Origin of the sequence: Apilactobacillus quenuiae (genome assembly GCF_002994005.1) — a bacterium.
Classification (GTDB): Bacteria; Bacillota; Bacilli; order Lactobacillales; family Lactobacillaceae; genus Apilactobacillus; species Apilactobacillus quenuiae.
The window spans coordinates 283,641-303,622 of sequence record NZ_POSN01000001.1; the positions used below are offsets into that span (position 1 = coordinate 283,641).

The window sequence follows — 19,982 nt, forward strand, 5'->3', positions numbered from 1 at the left end:
AATTCCTCAATTTATTTATTTTTTAAGCCACCAAATCGACGGTGACGATTTTGATATTCATAAATGCATTCTTTCAAATTAGAATCTTTATAATCAGGCCATTTGGTTTGATCAAAAACAAATTCACTATAAGCAACTTGCCAAAGAAGAAAATTGGATAAACGTTCTTCTCCACTAGTTCTAATTAATAAATCAGGATTAGATAAGTTCTTAAGATTAGCTGTCATTAAAGATTCTTCAACAATATCGTTATTGATATCATCAACACTTAAATCACCATTTTTAACTCGACTAGATATTTTTTTTATTGCTGAAACAATTTCATCGTGACTACCATAATTCAAAGCAAAATTTAAAATCATTCCATTACAATCTTTAGTATCATGAATCGCCTTTTGCACAGCATTCTTAGTACTATTTGGCAATTTATCAATTTCTCCCATGACATTTACTTTAACATTGTTTTCTATTAATTCTGGAACAAACTTATTAAAAAAACGTTCCGGTAATCCTAATAAATAGTTAACTTCTTTATCAGGACGATGCCAATTTTCAGTAGAAAAAGCATATAAAGTTAATACCTTAACACCGAGATTACTGGCAGACTTAGTTATAGTTCTAACAACTTCCATTCCTTGTTTATGGCCAGCAATTCTAGGCAAATGCCTTTGTTTAGCCCATCTTCCATTTCCATCCATAATAATAGCAATGTGAGCGGGAATGTTATTAGGATCTAATTGGCGCTCTTCAAATGAATTATTTTTATTAAACATATTATCACCTATAAATTAACTATAAACAAATAAAGGATGAGTAATATTCTCATCCTAATTTGCCAATTAAATTTTATTGAATTAGTCTCCATTCTCCACGTTTAGTATCAACTAATGTTTGGAAATATTTCAATAATTGGTTTGCATCTGCCGCACTTTGTTCACCAAGCATATTTAAACCTTTACCTGTAGGAATTGGATCTGTCAAATCAGTAATTTCATTCTTATCTTCAATAGTAGCTTGAGTGAATGCAACAATCCAATCATCTTCGATTAATTTAGAAATAACAAAGAATAAATTAAAATCATCAGTAACATAAGCAGGCATTACATATACGTCATCCTGAATTTCTTGTAACTTATTACCATTATATTCTAAAGCTTGAATATTGGAATTATCCATATCCTTATTTAATTTGAAAATCATTTTTTCAAAATCTTTTGTACCTGGGGTTAATTCTTGTTCTGCCATAAATATCTCCCTTATCCGTTCATTACTTCGTTTTCTTTATCAGAAACGATTTGATCGACATGTTTAATTTCTTTATCAGTTAATTGTTGAACTTGATCTTCAAGGCGATGTGCTTCATCATCATTGAAATCATCACTCTTATTTCCCTTTTTAACTGCATCCATTGCTTCACGTCTAACATTTCTAATGGCAACTTTATTACTTTCCCCAGTTGCTTTAACTTTTTTAGAAACTTCAGCACGACGTTCTTCAGTTAATTGTGGAACAACCATTCTAATTTTGTCTCCATCATTAGCTGGATTAATTCCTAAGTCTGCTTCCAAGATACCTTTTTCAATATTATTTAAAGCTGATTTATCATAAGGACTAATCATAATAACTCTAGCTTCAGGAACTGTAATTGCAGCAATTTGATTTAATGGAGTAGTAGCACCATAATAATCAACCGTAACACCTGATAATAAACTTGGGTTAGCACGACCAGCACGAATACCACCTAAATCATGTTTTAATGCTTCGGTAGTTTTTTGCATTTTATTTTTTGCATTATCTAAAACTTCTTTTGAAGTAACCATTAATTATTTCCCCCTAACAGTTGTTCCAATCTTTTCACCTTGAACAACCTTTTTAATATTTCCACTTTCATTTAAATTAAATACTACCAAAGGAATATTATTATCCATTGATAATGAACTTGCAGTAGTATCCATAACATTTAAATTTTTGTTAATAATATCCATTTGGGTTAATTCATCATACTTAACAGCATTTGGATTTTCATTAGGATCAGCAGAATAAATTCCATCTACGCCATTTTTAGCCATTAAAATAGCATCAGCATGAACTTCAGCAGCTCTCAAAGCAGCTGTAGTATCAGTGGAAAAGTATGGATTACCAGTACCACCAGCAAAAATAACTACTCGATTTTTTTGCAAATGACGAACAGCCTTTCTTCTGATGTATGGTTCAGCAATTTGTCTCATTTCAATTGAAGTTTGCACTCTGGTGGGAACATCAATTGATTCTAAATTATCTTGTAATGAAAGTCCATTCATTATGGTTGCAAGCATTCCAACATAATCAGCCTGAGTTCTTTCCATTCCCATTTTGGCACCAGCAACACCACGCCACATGTTACCACCACCGACAACAATGGCAACTTGGATACCTAATTTACATACTTCTTTTATTTCTTCGGCAATTTTTTTAATAACTGGAGGATTAATTCCAAATCCTTTATCTCCAGCTAAGGCTTCACCACTTAGTTTCAAGACGATACGTTTGTATTTTACGTCTGACATTGAACTTCCTCCATTAAAATAATTCATCAATATAATTTTAGCATAACATAAATAACAAAAACAGATTAATAAAATAAAATTAAGTAAAATGTAAAAAAGGGAGTGCCAAAATATAGCACACCCTCCTTATTTTAAATATTTAAATTATTTAATTTGACTATTTACTTCGTCAGCAAAACTTTGTTCTTCTTTTTCGATACCTTCTCCAACTTCGTAACGAGCAAAAGCTTCAAGTTCTCCACCATTATCTTTAACGAATTGAGCAACAGTTTTGTCAGAATCCATAACGAATTCTTGGTCGGCTAAACTAATTTCTGATAAGAATTTGTTTAGACGGCCTTCAACCATTTTTTCAACAATTTTTTCTGGCTTACCTTCATCTAAGGCTTCTTTCTTCAATTCTTCACGTTCTTTATCTAAACGATCTGAAGGAACAGAATTTCTATCTAAGTATTCAGGGTTAGTAGCAGCAATATGCATAGCAACATGCTTAGCAACTTCTTCATTAGCACCCTTAATTTGTACTAGAGCACCAATTAAACCACCATTATGCAAGTAAGCACCAAAATTAGCATCGTCATCTTTATTAAAGATTTCAAAACGACGTAAAGTAATTTTTTCACCAGTAATTTGAGTTGTGTTAATGATCTTGTCATTGATAGTTTCACCATCAACATCCAGTTTAAGTGCAGCTTCAACATCAGCAGGTTGTTCTTCAACAATCTTAGCTGCAACCATATCAATTAAGTCTTTGAAGTCATCATTACCAGAAACAAAGTCTGTTTCGGCATTGATTTCAACAATAGCAGCTGAATTACCATTAGTAACAACACGTGTTAAACCTGCATTAGCAACGCGATCACTCTTCTTTTCAGCCTTTGCAATACCTTTTTCACGTAAAAACTCTAAAGCAGCTTTTTCGTCACCATCAGAAGCAACTAAGGCTTTTTTAGCATCCATCATACCTACACTAGTTTTGTCACGTAAGTTTTTTACTTGAGAAGCAGTAATTTTTGCCATTTAAATGGCCTCCTTAAAATATTTAATATTTTTTATAAAAAAAGCTGACTCTGCATTAGGCCTTTCGGTCCAAACACATGAGTCAGCCTAAGTGCACAAATATAAATAATTATTTAATTAATTATTTGTTTTCACTTTCATCTTTTGAATCATTTCCATCTTTGAAAGTGTTTTCGTCAACTTCTTCTTCGCCTTGGTTACCTTCAACAATAGCATCTGCCATCTTAGAAGTAATTAAGCGAACAGCACGAATAGCATCATCATTTGATGGGATAATTACATCGATATCGTCTGGGTTAGTGTTAGTATCAACCATAGCAACGATAGGAATATTTAATTTGTGAGCTTCGTTAACAGCAAGTTGTTCTTTACGAGGATCAACAATAAACATAACATCAGGAATCTTAGGCATATCTTCAATACCACCTAAGAATTTTTCTAACTTTTCAGTTTGTTTCTTCAATAAAGAAACTTCTTTCTTAGGTAATCTTTCAAAAGTACCGTCTTCGGCCATTTTCTTAAGATCTTTTAAGTATTTAATACGACTTTGGATAGTATCCCAGTTAGTTAAAGTTCCACCTAACCAACGGTGATTAACGTAAAATTGTCCAGCACGAGTTGCTTCTTCTTGAATAGAATCTTGTGCTTGCTTTTTAGTACCTACAAATAAGAATACAGCATTTTTTGATGCTTCATCCTTAACGAATTTGTACGCATTATCAATCATCTTTACAGTCTTTTGTAAATCAATGATGTAAATACCATTACGTTGAGTAAAGATGTACTTCTTCATCTTAGGATTCCAACGACGAGTTTGGTGTCCAAAGTGAACACCAGCTTCTAACAATTGTTTCATAGAAATAACAGCCATTATAATAGCCCTCCAAATAGTTTTTTCCTCCTCAATGATCAACTAATATGGTGACTTATTAAAAAGCACTAGCCAAATTATCACATTGAGTGTGAATTAGTAATTAAATTACCAAATATAATGATAAATCATTAACAATAATTAATCAATATTAAAATTAAATAATTATTGAAAAAGATTTTTGCTTACACCATTGTTTATAAGATATTGTATTTTTTGATATCTAGATTGATGTTTAAACGCATATTCGGCTTTTAAAGCATCCCGTTTATGTTCAAATGACTCATGATATATCATTTTAACTGGTAAATGAGACCTAGTATATTTTGCCCCATTACCAGATTGATGTTTTAACAATCGTTTATTTAAGTCATTAGTAAATCCACCATATAGAGAATTATCGCCACACAATAATACATACATATAATATTTATTTACCATATAAAATTTTCCTTACATAATCACTATATTGATCACTATCATCTTTATATGTAATTATTGGAGGTAAAATTTTCATCCCAGATTTTTTACCTTTATTAATACCCTCAATTAGTACCATATTAGAGTCTTTATTTTTTCGTGGATATATAAATTGTAACTTTTTAGGCGCTAAGCCATGTTTTAACATAACATCCATAATTTCAACCAATCGATCTGGACGATAAACTAAATAAATTTTTGCATTAGTTTTTAACATGTCGCTACTTGCAGCCATTATTGCTTCTAAATTAGTAGTAATTTCATGTCTAGCAATTGCTAAATATTTATTAGGATTCTTTTTACTTGTAGGCAAATCAGGAAAATATGGTGGATTACAGGTTATAACATCAATTGAATCTTTATCAAGATAATTATTAAACCTTGATAGATCAGAATTAATAACCGTTATCTTATCTTCTAAATTATTTAATAAAACACTTCTTTTAGCCATATCAGCAAGTCTATCTTGTAACTCAATTTCAAATATTTTGCCATTAGTCTTATGTGACATAAATATTCCAACTGCACCATTTCCAGCACATAAATCTACAGTCTTAGACCTACACTTATTAGGTAATTTAGCAAAGTTAGCCAAAAGAACTGCATCTAGAGAAAAAGAGAAGACATCAGGGTTTTGGATAATTTTAAAATTGTTACTATATAATTGATCAATTCTTTCGTTCTCGTATAATAATTTGTTCAATTTAATTTCCACCTTAATTTTAGCTTGCATATAATAATGATAATAGAATATTATTGTTTTATAAAGTATCGAGAGGAGCAACATGTATGTATTCTTTTTTAAGAGTATTAGCTAGAGTTATTTTATATACAATAAATGGTAAACCTAAATTTGAACACAAAAATAGGATTCCTGAAGGTAATTATGTCTTGGTTGCACCACATAGAACTTGGTTTGACCCATTATACTATGCCTTAGCTGCCAGTCCTAAGGAATTCGCATTTATGGCAAAAAAAGAGTTATTCAAGAACCCTGTTTTAAGATATATTTTAGTACATGCAAATGTATTAAGTGTAGACAGAGAGGATCCGGGCCCATCAGTTATAAAAGAACCAGTCAAAATTTTACAAAAGTCAGATAAGTCACTAATTATTTTCCCGTCTGGAACTAGACATTCACAAAGTTTAAAGGGTGGAGCTACTTTAATTTCAAAATTATCTAAGACTCCTTTACTTCCGGCTACTTATCAAGGACCATTAACGTTTAAATCACTATTCTCTAGAAAACAATCTACTATCAATTTTGGAGAACCAATATATATCGAAAAAAAGCTAAAATTAAATGATAATGGTCAAAGTAAAATAGAACAACAAATGCAAGATGCATTTGATAAATTAGATGATGAAATAAATCCTAATTTTAAATATATAGATCCAGCCAAAAAAGAAAAGGATTAAAATCCATTGGATTTTAATCCTTTTTTATTTATTTAGCATGAGCTTTCATGCTGTTCATCATTTGATTTAATTTTTTAGTAGATGGTTTTTGTCCCATTTGCAACATCATTGCTCTTAATTGATCTTTATTAATTGGTGGATTATCTTTAAGATATTTTTCCATATACTTACGAGCCATAAAGAATCCACCGATTAATCCTAGGATTAATGCTACTAAAACAATCACAATCCATAGAAATGTATTCACAGATATCCCTCCTAGCTTCATATACAAACATATAATTTATTCTACACAAAGTGTAAATAAAATTCAAAATTATTTTTAATCAGTTAGTTGTCACGGAGGCCTTTTTTACGTTGAATGTTTTTAACTTTGTCAGAAGTTATTTCCTTACCTTTTTTATTATAAACCTGAACCATTTCAATTTGGCTTCTCATATTTTCTTTAAAACGTTTTAAATATTTTTGATGTAACTCTTTTCTTTCAGCATCTTCAGCTTCAGTCAATCCTTGTTCCTTTTTCTTTTTAGATAATTCATTTATTCTAGGAATCAATTCTTTTAATACTTTGTCTTCTGCCATTTTAAAATCTCCTTGTTATAAAATTACGAACATTTGTTTACATTTTCTTATTATGCTAATATTAAAGCTAAATAAAATCAAGAATTGAGGCGTTTTATATGACCTTACCAAAAGATAAAGTATCTTCTAAACAAATAAATATTTTAAAATTCATTTGGAACTCAATTAATGATCAAGGTTATCCCCCAACAGTAAGAGAAATTGGTAAAGAAATGGGCTTAGCATCTACTTCAACTGTGCATGGACATTTAAGTCGTTTATCACAAAAAGGACTTTTGATCAAAAATAATGCTAAGCCCAGAGCAATTGAAATCACAGAAGCAGGCTTAAATCAATTAGGCATTAATTCACATTCAAATAAAATACCAATATTAGGGAATGTGGCTGCTGGTGAACCAATTCTTGCAGTAGAGAATTCAAATGAATACTTTTCTTTGCCTGACCAATTCAATAATGATAGTGATATTTTTATGCTAAACATAAAGGGTGAAAGCATGATTAATATTGGGATCTTTGATAATGATAAAGTTATTGTCAAAAAACAATCAACTGCCGAAAATGGCGATGTTGTCATTGCAATGAACGATAAAAACGAAGCAACATGCAAGAAATTCTTTAAAGAAAGTAATCACTATAGGCTACAACCTGAAAATGATTATATGAGTCCAATTATATTAAATAACGTTAAAATATTAGGAAAAGTAATTGGTTTATATAGAGATAACATTAATTAAAATACTTTTCCTTCATAGTAAGATTCTGGTAAATTATTAAAATCATAATCTTGTACTTCTTCAAACTTAGTTAAATAAGCAATTGAGCTATTACTTAACATTAAGTTAACGTTATTATCTTTTTCATGAAAAATAATAATTGGCTTATTTATAGCTTTGGCATATCCAATTTCAAAAGCTGTCCCACTATCTACATTATCTTCAACGTAGTCGATAATTGCGATAATGGCATCAGCTTTTTTTATTTCATCAGTATCTAATTTAAATACTTTTTTTGACCACTCTTGGGTTCCAACTTCGCAATCATTAATTTCTGATTTTCTAGGACTAAATACATTACTTACTGTAGTATTTTTTGCTAAAGCATTTTCTATTTTATAAATTCTATCAATTTGTTCGTCATCAAAAAATGGACTAGCTAAATATAAATTCATATTAAATTCCCCTATTTATGATCATAAATTCTTTGATTATCTTTTAATTCTTTTAAGAAAAATTCGGCATCATCAGATTTCCAGTCTAGCTCCATATTAATATTTTTGATAGGAAGCCATTGATTAAAGATTGTTTCATATTCACTGATGGTTAATTTTTTTCTGCTATTCATCATTGAGTCAATTTCTTCTATTGAATAATTATTTTTAAAACTACGTTCTAATTTCATTGAGAAAAATTCTCCTTGAGCTCCAGACCCATAGCTAAACAGACCAATTCTATCTCCAGTTTTTAAATCATTAGAATTATTAATTAGTGATAAAAAGCTTAAATATAATGAACCTGTATATAGATTACCAATATTTTCACTATATATTTTGCTAACATTAAACTCATTCTTCAATTCTTCTTGCTTTAATTCAGATGCTTCAGGTAAAACTGCTCTTAGACCTTTAATCCCCATTTTTACATAAGGCAAATGGAAAGTTATAGCTTTATAATCATTAATTGAGAGTCCATTCATTTGATTATATTTATCCCAAGTATTTTTAAAGAAATCCACATAAACGTTATTAGAATAGTGTCCATCTACAACTGCCTCTGTTCGATATAGTGGGCGCCAAAAATCCATTATATCATCTGAATGAAATGCACTTTCACCGTCGAACGAAGCAATTGAAGGATCAGATGAAACTATCATAGAAATAGCACCACCACCTTGTGTTACTTCACCAGGGGTATTAAGACCATATCTAGCAATATCAGCACCAATTACTAAAGCTTTTTTATCAGGATGATTAGTTACATATTCTTTGGCCATTTGTAACCCTGCAGTTGCACCATAACACGCTTGTTTTATTTCAAAAGCACGAGCAGATGCATTTAAATTTAATAAATTCTGCAAATATATAGCCGCTGATTTTGAATTATCGACACCAGTTTCTGTCCCAAAGATTATCAAGTCAATACTCTTCTTATCATCTTCATTAATAATTTTTTGGCTAGCATTTGCAGCCATCGTTACAACATCTTGAGTATTAGGAATTACAGCTTGCTTTTTTTGACCAATTCCAATTAAATATTTATTTGGATCTTCATTTCTGGCATTTGCTAAATCCACCATATCAATATATTTATTAGGTGAATAAAAACCAATTTTATCAATTCCAACCTTCAAATTACTCACTCAACTTTCATAACAGGATAATATTATTTTACTATCAATTAATTTAATAACAAAATATATAGAATAAAAAGCACACATACGTGTGCTTTTTATTATTTTTCTAAATGAATTTTATATTGGTCCGAATTATTCATAGAATTAATAATTTGGCCTTCTGATAATTGACCTGTATATACAAAGTTTTCATGTTTTTGACCAGTTGAAATAAATGTCCATTGAACCACTTGTTGTCCCATGCCAACAGGAATTCTAACTCCTGATAATTGACCCGTACTATTATCAGATAATTTAATTTCTTGGTTACCAAGATTGGTATTTACGTTTAATTTTAACATTATAAACTCCTTAAAAATTATGTAATACAATATAAATATAACATAATTTGTCTAATTAATTAATTTACTTTAGTAATTACGTGCTTTTTTAAGAAAATAATTAACAAAATATTCAGTATTTTTATAAGTACTATCTCCATCGTATTTATTTGGATATTCTCCCCATATAGATAATGAAGCACCTATATTATTTTTGCTGTTAGTTTTTTGCTTAAGTGACTCATCATTCCACATATTCATTTTCCATTTATTAATATCATCCCGCCACTCTTTAATTGAAGACTTAGTAAAAGAAAGTGGATCAGTAATTATATATAAGTAGTAACTATTATAATTAATCGTTTTAAAACCAGCAGCGTTCAGTTGTGGTAAAGTAGCACGCAATTTAATATTAGCTTCGTAGTCTTCTTTATCACTAACATCGCCACTAAGGCTCCAATAATTAATCAATATGTTTTTATGATACTTTTTAAGAACTGCTTTATGAAAGCTATCATTCCACATCTCTAACTTTAAACCTTTAGAGTTTATATAGTCATCAATACTATTTATATATTTAACTGCTGCATTTTGATCTTTTCTGTTGTTAATAGTAATTTCATCAGCGCCTACGCTAAAGTAAAATCCTTTAGGTATCATTCCTACATATTCGCTTAATATTTTTTTAGATAAATTAATAGTTTCTTTCTTACCATAAAACATTTCATTGTATCCATCAGCATTCCTTAATCTTTTCACCGTCTTGTTACCATTTTTTGTATAAGATAACAGTCTAAATAAAGATTGGGCATGACCAGGTAAATCTATCTCTGGTACAACTTGAATTCCTTTTTCATAACCATACTGAATAACATCCAATAACTGATCTTTACTTAAAAATGGTAGATGCGTTTTTTTATTATAATAAACATCACCCTTTTTAGTAGCATTATCAACAGTTTGGTTTAAGGTAGAATTTTCAATTCCAAAGTTTTCATTGTCGTTTAAATGTAATTGCAAATAGGTTGCTTTATTTTTACTTAATAAATTAATATATTGTTTTATTTTATCAGTAGAGTAATAAACTCTTGAACAATCCAAAGTTAAACCAATTCTTTTATTATCGGCCAATGCATTAATGTTACTCTTGGCTAGGCCAAATAATTGAAAGGATAATATAATAAAAGTAAAGAGGATTGTAAATACTGTTATAACTTTTTTCTTCATAAACTAAAACTCTTTTCCTTAAAAGTTATAGATTAATTATATCATTTATATTAAAAAATATCCTAATCTCCAGATTTAAAAAGAATAATAATTGAATACGTTGTCTAATTAGTATAAAAATAATGTTTGAATTTAATATTTTAAATCTTAGATTCTTTATTGCATACATAATTCAGCAATCAGTACTCTTGTTTGGATTTGGTTCTTCTAAAAATAGATGCGATGCTTATAATGCATTGTGCATTTTTTAATTATTAAACAACATAATAAATTTATTTGATAAATGTATACATAATAATTGAAATTAATAAACATATAAGATTGATATAATTAAATTGCATCCTACTTTAAAAGATAGGAGGTTCCTAATTATGGAATTTATGTTAGAGTTAGCTCTTAAGATTTCAGCAATGTTCAAATGTTAATTAATAAAGAATGTGGTACCTTTTGTATTGCATTCTTTATTTTTAGAGATTAAGAAAGTATATTTAAAAGAAAAGCTATATAAAAATAAGGAGTGTTATTCATGATTGTAGTAAACGTAAGAATGACAGTTGATCCCAACAAAAAAGCTGAATATTTAAAATTTATTAATGATTTAGTAAATAATTAATTGAAAGATAAAGAAAATTTGGCATATGTTCATTATCAAAATACTAACAATGAAAACAAATATTTAATCTTAGAACATTCGGATAACCAAGAAGACTTATATGCTCGTTTAAAAACCAAACATTTAATAAACTTTCAAGAACATATCGAAGAATTTGTTACTGAAAAACCTGAACTATTATTCTTAAATGAAAAATAAATATAATATGAAAACCACTCTATCACTGAATTGTGACAAGATGGTTTTTATTATTCATATTGCTTATTTTTCTTGAATAAACGAAATATATTTGAGATTATAATCGTAGGAAATTAGGCTTTATAAAGCATTTCACAAAGCTTAACTAAAGATTAAAGACGAAAATATTACAATATCTGCAAGTATAAATAGAATATAAATCATTCTATAAAGTTTATTGGTTAATTCAAAAACACGTTTCCTATTATCAGGATCTAATTTATAAAATCCCTTAATTTTCTTCCAGAGCTTAAAGAAAATGTATTCTAAATAAAAAAAGACATACTAACTAAATTAATAGATAGTATGTCTTTACATTTAATCTAAATTACTTCTTAAGTTTCTTAATAGCAAAATAGATTAAATCCCTAATTATTGCTGCAGTTAATGAAATTAATACTGCCTCAATAATGTGAAGTAAGGAGGGCATATTCACACCTCCTCTCTGATATAAATTGGCATTTGCATAATTCTAATTAGCAGCTGATAGACTACTGATCAGAAACAAATTGCCTATGTAATTATATCAGAGTTTGAATATATTAAAATACAAGTTAATATAGTTGACTTTATATATAAGTATTAACTATAATATGAATTGTGAAGTAAGGAGATATTCATATCTTCTCTATGTTATGATTCTGATAGGTCATAACATTCGATTAAAAAACAAAAAAATACCTACTAGCTATTAATTTAGTTAGTAGGTATTTTTTTATATTATTATTTAACTCGGTGTAAAAAGTCTTTATTGGCACTTACATAGCCTAAATGAGTTTTTAATCTTGTAACTTTGCCATCTTTCACAACATCGGCGTAGAAGCATGACTTAGCTCCAAATCTAGGTTCACGTTTACTCTTTAAGTGTAGGTCAGAGTATGTGTTAAGCATGGATTTAGCTTCAAAGAGCTTACCTTTTTGCCAGTAAGTAGATTGTTTAGGCTTTTCAAAACTTGTAAAGTGGCCAGTTTTATCTAAACTTAAATCGACATCACTATCACCAGCATATCCAGTCCATGTGTATTGCCATGCATCATATTTCATTTTTGGTTCATAACTAATATTTTCAACCCAAATATTAGGACTATAATGCAATTTGTTAATCATGATTTTAGATCCAAACCATGATTCCATTGAGTAGACTGCTAAGTTGTGATAACCAGCATTATATAGAACATCTAAGAATTGATTAGTTTGTGCGGTAAGATTGCCACTTAGGGAGCCATCTTCTACATCAATAGCTAACAAGGTAGATTTATCTAATCCGCATTATTTAACATGCTTTAAAAAGTAATTAGCTTCAGCAACTGGATTACCCATATAAAATGATATGCACTAATTACGCCAATGGCATTTTACTACGCAAAACAAGTAAATATTTCTGTTGTTGGTGCTGTACTAGGAATTATTGGAAGCCTATTATCCGGTATAACAATGGCCTTAGCTTTCCCATCAATTGTATTATTGATTATTGCGGTTGTTTTTGATTTTTTACAAAAACCAGCTAAAGGAGATAAATAATGCCTGAAAGACAAGTAAAGCCATGGTATAAAGTTTGGTGGATTTGGGTAATAATTGTTATAGTTCTTTTTGTCTTATTTGCTATGATTGGTGGCAATGATTCAAAAGATAGTAGTTCTTCAAAAGGTGTAAAAACCACTAAAGGAACTACAAAAAAGACAAATAATTCTACATCTGCACTAAATAAACAATATAAAGTTGGTCAAAATATCGACTATAAAGGATATAAGATTAAAGTTGATAATGTTACATATGATAATGGCAGTGACTTTGAAACTCCAAAAAGTGGCAACAAATATGTTGTGTCTAAAGTAACCATCACAAACAATACTGATGATAAACAAGATTATAACCCATTTGATTTCAAATTAAGTGCAAATGAAAATGCTACTGATCTAGATGAATCAACTGGTAATGATAAAATATGACAATAATGATTTAAGTAGCGGAACTCTAGAAAAAGGTGCTTCTGTTACTGGATACTTAATTGGTCAAGCAAATACTAATGCTAAACTTAAATTACAATACCAACCTAATTATTTTGATAATAAAACTGTTGATGTTGATCTAAATTAAATAATATAAGCCATCTATTTGGATGGCTTTTTATATAAAATTAGTATTACAGATTCATCAGGCGACTTAATTGCTAAGTCATATATGTTTGATAAATTTAAATTTTTAGATAAATAATAAATAAACCACCCTATCAATTATCACGATTAGAGTGGCTTTTATTTTTGAGTCTATAATATTAAGGAGAAAAAATGAAAAAAATAATTTTAATATTTATTTTTATATTGATTCTTATAGGTGGTTTTATAGTATACAATCAAGAAGGAGCATACTCAACTAGCCATCAATTCAATAAGATTATCAGGTATCCAAATAAAAGAATTAAAAATTATTGTATAAACAGCTATACTTTTAACTATATTAAAAGTCATGATAAACAAGAACTAAAAAATATAACAGACAATCAAGGCGGTTGGAGATGTCTTTTATTATGTTGCAACATACATCAACAAAAAAATAGGTATATACGGAAAAATAAACGAATCAGGATTTCACTTGTTAATGCCTTCGTATAAGGTTAAGAAAATTATCATATATAAATGATTTTTTATGGTATATAACTTTTTCACAATAAATAAACCACCCTATCATTGAATAGTGACAAGGTGGTTTTTATTATTTATATTGCTTATTTTTTTGAAAAGCAAAAAGAATAAAGCCAAACAGTTAAATAAAAAGATTAGAATAAAATTGTATGTGAATTGGTTATATAATCAAGAAACGCAAAAGTAAATTTTCAATTAAAATTACGTCTGTACAATACAAAAATGATAACACAAAAAATTATAATATCTGAAAAAACATATGATAACCACAATCCATTAATGTTAAATATTAATGGTAGCATAATGGCTAATGGTACTTGTAAAATAATTTGTCTTAAAACAACCATTATTGTTGATTTTTTGGATTCATTTATATATTGAAAATAGCTTGTACCAATATTAATGAACCCTTGTAATGGTAAAGATAGCATAATTATTTTTAACACTTTAGAGGTGTAAAAAATAAATGATATATTACTAGAATTAAATAATTGAGCTATTTGAAAAGAACATAGTTCAACTATTATAAATAGTACTATTGAAAATATAGTTCCTATATTAAAAGAACCAAACAATGCCTTTTTAACTCTTGAATAATTTTTAGCACCATAGTTATAGCTTATAACAGGTTGTGCGCCAGAAGTAATTGCATTCATTATAGATATAACATATCTATATATTGATGAAACTATAGACAAAGATGCAAGCCCGTAAGCTCCACCATAAATAATAGCAATTCTGTTATACAGTGAAAGAAGAACTACTGATATTATACTCGTTAAAGCAAATGGTAATCCCATAGATAAAATTTTTAAACTTAAATTTTTGTTTAAATAAATGTAATTTGAAAGTTTAAAATTATATTTATTTAAGTAATTAATATAGTAAATAAATGATAACAAGCAAGTTACAATGTTTGCAAATATTGTAGCCATGGCAGATCCTGTAAATCCTAAATTACATTTCATAATTAAAATATATCCCATTATAAAATTAGAAAAGAATGAAATAGTGTTAATTAATATTATTTTTTTTATGTTTCCTTGAGCTCTTATACTATACAATAAGGTATGAGCCACAAAATAAAATGGGGAGCCAATGAAAAATATTAATGAAAATTCCTTAATATAAGGATAATATTGAAAAGACGCCCCAAATAGAGACATTAAATTGGGCAAAAATACCCACATCATTATCCCTTGCAAAATAGAAATTAAAATAGATAATTCTATTCCCAAAAACAAAACTTTTATCATATTTAATGGTTCATCTTTACCTAAATAGATTGTTGTCAAAGATGAAGACCCTTGACTAACTAAGGCAGAAAAGCTATAAACTAATGCATATATCATAAATGTGTATGCATTGGCAGAGGTTCCATTTACCCCTAGTTTTTGTCCAATAAAAATACCATCAACTAAATTATAAGAACCACTTACTAAAACCGTAAAAAGAGATGGTAGTATAAGACTCAAAAGGAGTCTATGAACTGGTTTCGTAACTAATGAATTCATATTATTAACTCCCGGCTAAACGGTCCCTTTTATTTACTCCATATATTTTCCCTACAATATATCCTTTTAAGCAGCAAATATTATTTTGCCATATCGTAAATAAACAGAATCCCTCACTTTTTCTAGAATGAATAACAAATGTCTGTATATAGATTGGAAAATTAGAAGAAATAAATTTCCTGTAAATTTTTTCATCTTTTATAGGTATAAAGTATTCATGCTTGTTTAGTAAACTTTCTGAAGAAGCAATACATGCTTCCCTACATATCTCAGTTAATATTATAGATTCAACATGATCGGATGAAGAATGGTCAAGTTGTATTTCATTAAGTTTTTTATATCCTCTCATAAAGAACTGTCCATGAATACCTTCTGAATAGCAATTTGATATTAGAACATTTTTATCATAATTTTTATGTACTATACTTTTTTCTATAATGTCTTTCGTAGAGTTTAAATTAGATAATTTTTCTTGCATACTTTTAGGAATTTTTATTTTCTTAGAAACGTTTAACAATACTTCTGGGTTTAAGTTACTAATTTTTTCATCATTAATATGAAAATCAATAAACATATTTATCAATTCTAAGTTCTCATAAAAGTCAGGCAGATATATAGAAACCTTATCACGTAATAAATATGCTATAATACTTATCTCATCAATTTTATGAGATATTATGATATTACATCTTTTTAAATTATTTTTCTTTATATGACTAGTCTTCGAACATATTATGTATAAATTATCAAAATCATTTCTTAATATATTACTCATAGAAAACACTTTCTTTCTTAATTATTGTTTAGAAGATAAAATCTTTCTTTAAGCTATTTTCATATAGTTAATATTTATTACTATAAATTGTATTCTGGCATATTTATGGATAAATTAATGGTTACAAGTGGTGATAATGCCAACACAGACATCATAAAGATTCCTAATTTTGAAAATGTATTAAGCTTACGCATAAAAAATATACCCCTTTTAAATTTAATAAGATTAGTTGGGGCATAACAAGCTCACCAAAAATAATACTATACTAAAACAAATAATTTGCAATATTGTATAAAAATCATTTTAAAGGGGTTTTATAAAGCATTTAGTGTTGACATGCATAAACTAATATATTGATTTCTACACAATCATTGATAAATCAATAATACAGGGAAAACCATCAATGATGTAAATTAATGTTTAAGTTCATTTCACTTCAAAACATATGTATATGACTTAATGATCATAAAAAATAAACCACCCTACTCACGTAATTAATACTGAAGGGTGATTTTTTATTTTAATCATGTATAATTATAAAGTTATTAAAAATTAATATAAATGAGGAAAACAATTGAAAAACGATTTTGGTTTTAGACTTATACTTGCGTGTAATTTAAGACATATGACTATTGCGGAACTTCAAGAAAAATGCAATTATGCAGCACCACTTTTAGCTTACTGTGTTCAACTTGATTGTTCGACGCTACACTTAGTATATGATTTAGCAGAAATATTAGATGTATCAGTATTATGGTTAATAGGATTCAATGTTGATTATGAGAACAAATAAAGGAGTTACCGTATGGTAGCCACTTTTACTTATCCAAATAATTTTTCTTTGTATAAAAATACTTAACTGATTTGGTATTATTGCTTGAATCAGTATAGTAAAGAAATATTCTTTTGCCTTTTTTCTTTATTTTATATGTGTATTTACTATGAGTTAAATTTTCATGAGTTTTTATAAAATATATACTACCCTTTTTATAGACAGAGTCTACTAGACTACTATAACTATCTGATTGAGTTAAGCCCTGAATCACTACATGCTTGTTAAAGCGTATATAATAAACACCATTGAATTTTGGATTCTTAAAACTTTGTATCCATGTACTATCTAATAATTGATGTGGAATTGTTTTATTAACATGCTTAGCTTTAACAGATATATTACTTATATTAGTAAACAAGGTTAGTACAAATATAAATGAAAAAATAATACCCAGAATATTTTTCTTATGTAAAATAATAAGTACCCCCTAATATAACTATTCATTTTTCATACTAGTACTGATGATAATAAACATCAACATATAAAAAGAAAGGAGCTACCATGTGGTAGCTTCTTTTGTTGTAAGTTGACATTTTTATATAAAAATAAGATAATAAGTGAGATATGTTTTGTATTTTATAGGAGGTGTTATTATGTCATTTAATAAAATGTTCAATGGATATATTGAAGGATTGAATAAACAGATTAAGCATAATAAACAAGTCTCTAAAAAATCATCCACAAAAATTATTGAAGGACGAAAAAGGCAAAACAAGATGCATAATGAGAGTTTAAAAATGAAGCATAATAATGATAAATATTTTTCTATGTTTAACTAAAGTAGATGGCGATAGGTTTAATTAATCTATCGCCTTTTTTAATTTCTGATAGACTAGATAATAAAGTCATACTTAACATTGGAAATATTTTTCCAAAATTGCCGTTCACAAATGTATCTGAGTTAACCTCTAAATCATCTTCTTTTACTATAGATTCCACTTTACCAAATATTGTTATTTCTCTGCTAGTAAAGTTTAATAGTTGTAAAATGAACTCATATAAATAGAAAAATCATTGATAAAGCTTATTTACCAATGATTTTGACAGTTTATGAACATGTATGAATACTGCTTTAAGGAGAGTACAGGTATCGAGTATGTATTTAATTAATTCATTGCTACACCAGTAATATCACATATAATAGGAAGAGTTTTTCAAAAAGTGAATGCCCTTTTGAATGTCCTTTGATATAATTAACCGTGGGGGCTAATACATAATAAATCATAATATGTAAGTTAGATTAATGCGTTTTAGTTAAATTCTTTAAGGAGAAATTAAAAATGAATAAAGATACTAAAATTAAATTAAAAAAAGAAATATTTGATCTTTTGTATTATATAGATAAACATCAGAACAAAATATATGAAGATAATCCACTTAATATTTTTTCAGGTACCAAGGGTTACATGGACTATTCTGATGAAATTTTAGACAGAATTATTAAAGTTATTATCAAAGATAATGAATTAAAAAAAATATTTTCAAAAGATGATTTATCAAAAGAAATAATTAATTTGATATATAAAGATAGAATAGACAATAAAAGCAATGAAAGTATTGTTAATCACTTGATTGAATTAATAGGTTCGAAACCCAAATATTATTCATGCATAATACCAGTTCATGGTATTGATATTAATAAAAAGTTAGATCTGGGAATAGTAACAATTTATCCAATTATTAAAAAAGAAGAAGTATTTAAAAATAATTTTTCAATAAATGCCCAAAATCTTTTAAAAAATGCAGAAACTTTTGCTTTAATAAAAGTAAAAGCTGCTTTACCTAATAAAGCAATTGAAATAGCTTCCAAAGAAATTGATCATACATTAAATATATTAAAATTTGTTTCGAATAATGATACTAAAATGCTTTTCTCGATTGGAATTGGAGCTAATGCTGAAAACAATATCTCTAAAGAATTTATAATTATAGATGATAACAATAACGAATCAGTTAGTTATAAGTCTAATTATTATCCTATGAATTTAAATATTAATCAGTTAAAAGACTATAAAGATTATATTAGTAAGATGATAGATATACAAAAAAGGATATTTTATTCTCAAAGCCCTAAAAGAGATGTCCCCGCTATAGAAAGATATTTATTTCATGCAAATAATTTAGTAGCAGAAGGATTATATGAAAATACTTTTGAAAAACAGATGTCTAAATTTATTACAGCTGTAGAATCGCTGTTAGGGAAAAAAGGAGAAGGAATATCTGATAAAATCAGTGAGAAAGCTGCATTATTTTTAGGACATTCTATGGAAAATAGAATGTCTATATATAATACAATGCGTCATTTATATAATAAACGATCTATACTTACCCATGGAGATAGTACAGACTTAAACTATTATGATATTTACTATTTACTAAAAATATCTAAAGAATTATGTATGTTCTTCTTTGATAATATCGAAAAATTTATTGATATTAAAGAACCAAAAGAAAAAATAAGAACAGATGCTTTAGAAATTAAGTTTGGCAATAGTGGATTAAATGATGAATAGAAATAAAAAATAATTAACTTTTGTCTTTATTTTTATCTA

The 19,982-nt window shown here is 27.9% G+C and carries 26 protein-coding genes and 1 pseudogene; 9 read left to right on the plus strand and 18 right to left on the minus strand.

Annotation, left to right across the window (positions count from 1 at the left end):
* Window positions 1-11 precede the first annotated feature (11 nt).
* The 8 genes from C7N44_RS01425 to C7N44_RS01460 form a co-directional block, all read right to left on the minus strand.
* The gene (locus C7N44_RS01425) at window positions 12-773 is read right to left on the minus strand and encodes an isoprenyl transferase (protein ID WP_105956139.1); all 762 of its coding nucleotides are present in this window, start codon (window positions 771-773) and stop codon (window positions 12-14) included.
* A 73-nt stretch (window positions 774-846) separates the two neighbouring features.
* Window positions 847-1,245, minus strand: coding sequence for a hypothetical protein (locus C7N44_RS01430; protein ID WP_105956140.1), 399 nt, complete (start codon window positions 1,243-1,245; stop codon window positions 847-849).
* Window positions 1,246-1,256: 11 nt separating this feature from the next.
* Window positions 1,257-1,820 (minus strand): ribosome recycling factor, encoded by a 564-nt coding sequence (gene frr, locus C7N44_RS01435; RefSeq protein ID WP_105956141.1) that lies wholly within the window; start codon window positions 1,818-1,820, stop codon window positions 1,257-1,259.
* Between the two features lie 3 nt (window positions 1,821-1,823).
* A complete protein-coding gene (gene pyrH, locus C7N44_RS01440; RefSeq protein ID WP_105956142.1) occupies window positions 1,824-2,546 on the minus strand; it encodes a UMP kinase in 723 nt (240 codons plus the stop codon).
* 144 nt (window positions 2,547-2,690) lie between these two features.
* The gene (gene tsf, locus C7N44_RS01445) at window positions 2,691-3,566 is read right to left on the minus strand and encodes a translation elongation factor Ts (protein WP_105956143.1); all 876 of its coding nucleotides are present in this window, start codon (window positions 3,564-3,566) and stop codon (window positions 2,691-2,693) included.
* A 121-nt stretch (window positions 3,567-3,687) separates the two neighbouring features.
* Window positions 3,688-4,437 carry a 30S ribosomal protein S2 gene (gene rpsB, locus C7N44_RS01450; RefSeq protein WP_105956144.1) on the minus strand — a complete coding sequence of 250 codons (750 nt, stop codon included), beginning with the start codon at window positions 4,435-4,437 and terminating at the stop codon, window positions 3,688-3,690.
* A gap of 165 nt (window positions 4,438-4,602) precedes the next feature.
* The gene (locus C7N44_RS01455) at window positions 4,603-4,878 is read right to left on the minus strand and encodes a GIY-YIG nuclease family protein (RefSeq protein ID WP_105956145.1); all 276 of its coding nucleotides are present in this window, start codon (window positions 4,876-4,878) and stop codon (window positions 4,603-4,605) included.
* Window positions 4,868-5,620 carry a tRNA1(Val) (adenine(37)-N6)-methyltransferase gene (locus C7N44_RS01460; protein ID WP_318530490.1) on the minus strand — a complete coding sequence of 251 codons (753 nt, stop codon included), beginning with the start codon at window positions 5,618-5,620 and terminating at the stop codon, window positions 4,868-4,870. Before C7N44_RS01460 ends, C7N44_RS01455 begins: the two co-directional genes overlap by 11 nt.
* A gap of 86 nt (window positions 5,621-5,706) precedes the next feature.
* Here C7N44_RS01460 and C7N44_RS01465 point away from each other — a divergent pair, with 86 nt between their 5' ends.
* Window positions 5,707-6,336, plus strand: a complete 630-nt coding sequence (locus C7N44_RS01465) for a lysophospholipid acyltransferase family protein (RefSeq protein WP_105956147.1) — start codon at window positions 5,707-5,709, stop codon at window positions 6,334-6,336.
* 28 nt (window positions 6,337-6,364) lie between these two features.
* Here C7N44_RS01465 and C7N44_RS01470 read toward each other — a convergent pair whose 3' ends face one another.
* Together C7N44_RS01470 and C7N44_RS01475 are read right to left on the minus strand one after the other, a co-directional pair.
* Entirely contained in the window at window positions 6,365-6,583 is a 219-nt protein-coding gene (locus C7N44_RS01470) for a YneF family protein (RefSeq protein WP_105956148.1), read from the minus strand.
* Window positions 6,584-6,666: 83 nt separating this feature from the next.
* Window positions 6,667-6,918, minus strand: coding sequence for a DUF896 domain-containing protein (locus C7N44_RS01475; protein WP_105956149.1), 252 nt, complete (start codon window positions 6,916-6,918; stop codon window positions 6,667-6,669).
* A 98-nt stretch (window positions 6,919-7,016) separates the two neighbouring features.
* Between C7N44_RS01475 and lexA the strand changes: the two genes are divergently transcribed.
* Window positions 7,017-7,652, plus strand: coding sequence for a transcriptional repressor LexA (gene lexA / locus C7N44_RS01480; RefSeq protein WP_105956150.1), 636 nt, complete (start codon window positions 7,017-7,019; stop codon window positions 7,650-7,652).
* On the opposite strand, the gene C7N44_RS01485 is transcribed toward lexA, so the two are convergent.
* From C7N44_RS01485 to C7N44_RS01500, 4 genes are all read right to left on the minus strand, one after another.
* Window positions 7,649-8,086 (minus strand): nucleoside 2-deoxyribosyltransferase, encoded by a 438-nt coding sequence (locus C7N44_RS01485; RefSeq protein WP_105956151.1) that lies wholly within the window; start codon window positions 8,084-8,086, stop codon window positions 7,649-7,651. The two genes, lexA and C7N44_RS01485, sit on opposite strands and share 4 nt — an antisense overlap.
* A gap of 11 nt (window positions 8,087-8,097) precedes the next feature.
* A complete protein-coding gene (locus C7N44_RS01490; protein ID WP_105956152.1) occupies window positions 8,098-9,264 on the minus strand; it encodes a hydroxymethylglutaryl-CoA synthase in 1,167 nt (388 codons plus the stop codon).
* Window positions 9,265-9,365: 101 nt separating this feature from the next.
* Window positions 9,366-9,608 (minus strand): hypothetical protein, encoded by a 243-nt coding sequence (locus tag C7N44_RS01495; protein WP_105956153.1) that lies wholly within the window; start codon window positions 9,606-9,608, stop codon window positions 9,366-9,368.
* A gap of 69 nt (window positions 9,609-9,677) precedes the next feature.
* A complete protein-coding gene (locus C7N44_RS01500; RefSeq protein ID WP_105956154.1) occupies window positions 9,678-10,814 on the minus strand; it encodes a family 20 glycosylhydrolase in 1,137 nt (378 codons plus the stop codon).
* 613 nt (window positions 10,815-11,427) lie between these two features.
* Here C7N44_RS01500 and C7N44_RS01505 point away from each other — a divergent pair.
* A complete protein-coding gene (locus tag C7N44_RS01505; RefSeq protein WP_105956155.1) occupies window positions 11,428-11,625 on the plus strand; it encodes a putative quinol monooxygenase in 198 nt (65 codons plus the stop codon).
* A 762-nt stretch (window positions 11,626-12,387) separates the two neighbouring features.
* Here C7N44_RS01505 and C7N44_RS01510 read toward each other — a convergent pair.
* Window positions 12,388-12,915 (minus strand): annotated as a pseudogene (locus C7N44_RS01510) (GH25 family lysozyme); the annotation flags it as partial.
* Window positions 12,916-13,011: 96 nt separating this feature from the next.
* Here C7N44_RS01510 and C7N44_RS07945 point away from each other — a divergent pair.
* The 3 genes from C7N44_RS07945 to C7N44_RS08100 are packed head-to-tail and all read left to right on the plus strand — an operon-like array spanning window position 13,012 to window position 13,761.
* Window positions 13,012-13,185 carry a hypothetical protein gene (locus C7N44_RS07945; protein WP_157945005.1) on the plus strand — a complete coding sequence of 58 codons (174 nt, stop codon included), beginning with the start codon at window positions 13,012-13,014 and terminating at the stop codon, window positions 13,183-13,185.
* Window positions 13,185-13,613 carry a DUF4352 domain-containing protein gene (locus tag C7N44_RS01515; RefSeq protein ID WP_225362920.1) on the plus strand — a complete coding sequence of 143 codons (429 nt, stop codon included), beginning with the start codon at window positions 13,185-13,187 and terminating at the stop codon, window positions 13,611-13,613. The genes C7N44_RS07945 and C7N44_RS01515 overlap by 1 nt, the downstream gene beginning before the upstream one ends.
* Complete coding sequence (locus C7N44_RS08100; protein ID WP_225362921.1) at window positions 13,600-13,761, plus strand: hypothetical protein; 162 nt, start codon at window positions 13,600-13,602, stop codon at window positions 13,759-13,761. The genes C7N44_RS01515 and C7N44_RS08100 overlap by 14 nt, the downstream gene beginning before the upstream one ends.
* A 736-nt stretch (window positions 13,762-14,497) precedes the next feature.
* Here C7N44_RS08100 and C7N44_RS01525 read toward each other — a convergent pair.
* Both C7N44_RS01525 and C7N44_RS01530 read right to left on the minus strand, forming a co-directional pair.
* On the minus strand, window positions 14,498-15,820 hold the full coding sequence (locus tag C7N44_RS01525) for an MATE family efflux transporter (protein WP_105956158.1): 1,323 nt from the start codon (window positions 15,818-15,820) through the stop codon (window positions 14,498-14,500).
* A gap of 4 nt (window positions 15,821-15,824) precedes the next feature.
* Complete coding sequence (locus C7N44_RS01530) at window positions 15,825-16,595, minus strand: AfsA-related hotdog domain-containing protein (RefSeq protein ID WP_105956159.1); 771 nt, start codon at window positions 16,593-16,595, stop codon at window positions 15,825-15,827.
* A gap of 574 nt (window positions 16,596-17,169) precedes the next feature.
* Here C7N44_RS01530 and C7N44_RS01535 point away from each other — a divergent pair.
* Window positions 17,170-17,388, plus strand: coding sequence for a hypothetical protein (locus C7N44_RS01535; RefSeq protein WP_105956160.1), 219 nt, complete (start codon window positions 17,170-17,172; stop codon window positions 17,386-17,388).
* Between the two features lie 25 nt (window positions 17,389-17,413).
* Here the strand turns inward: C7N44_RS01535 and C7N44_RS01540 are convergent, their stop codons facing one another.
* Window positions 17,414-17,788: a hypothetical protein gene (locus C7N44_RS01540; RefSeq protein WP_105956161.1), complete on the minus strand. Its 375-nt coding sequence runs from the start codon at window positions 17,786-17,788 to the stop codon at window positions 17,414-17,416.
* A gap of 235 nt (window positions 17,789-18,023) precedes the next feature.
* Here C7N44_RS01540 and C7N44_RS01545 point away from each other — a divergent pair, with 235 nt between their 5' ends.
* Both C7N44_RS01545 and C7N44_RS01550 read left to right on the plus strand, forming a co-directional pair.
* Window positions 18,024-18,209 carry a hypothetical protein gene (locus tag C7N44_RS01545; RefSeq protein ID WP_105956162.1) on the plus strand — a complete coding sequence of 62 codons (186 nt, stop codon included), beginning with the start codon at window positions 18,024-18,026 and terminating at the stop codon, window positions 18,207-18,209.
* A 501-nt stretch (window positions 18,210-18,710) separates the two neighbouring features.
* Entirely contained in the window at window positions 18,711-19,943 is a 1,233-nt protein-coding gene (locus C7N44_RS01550; RefSeq protein ID WP_105956163.1) for a HEPN domain-containing protein, read from the plus strand.
* The last annotated feature ends 39 nt before the right edge of the window (window positions 19,944-19,982 follow it).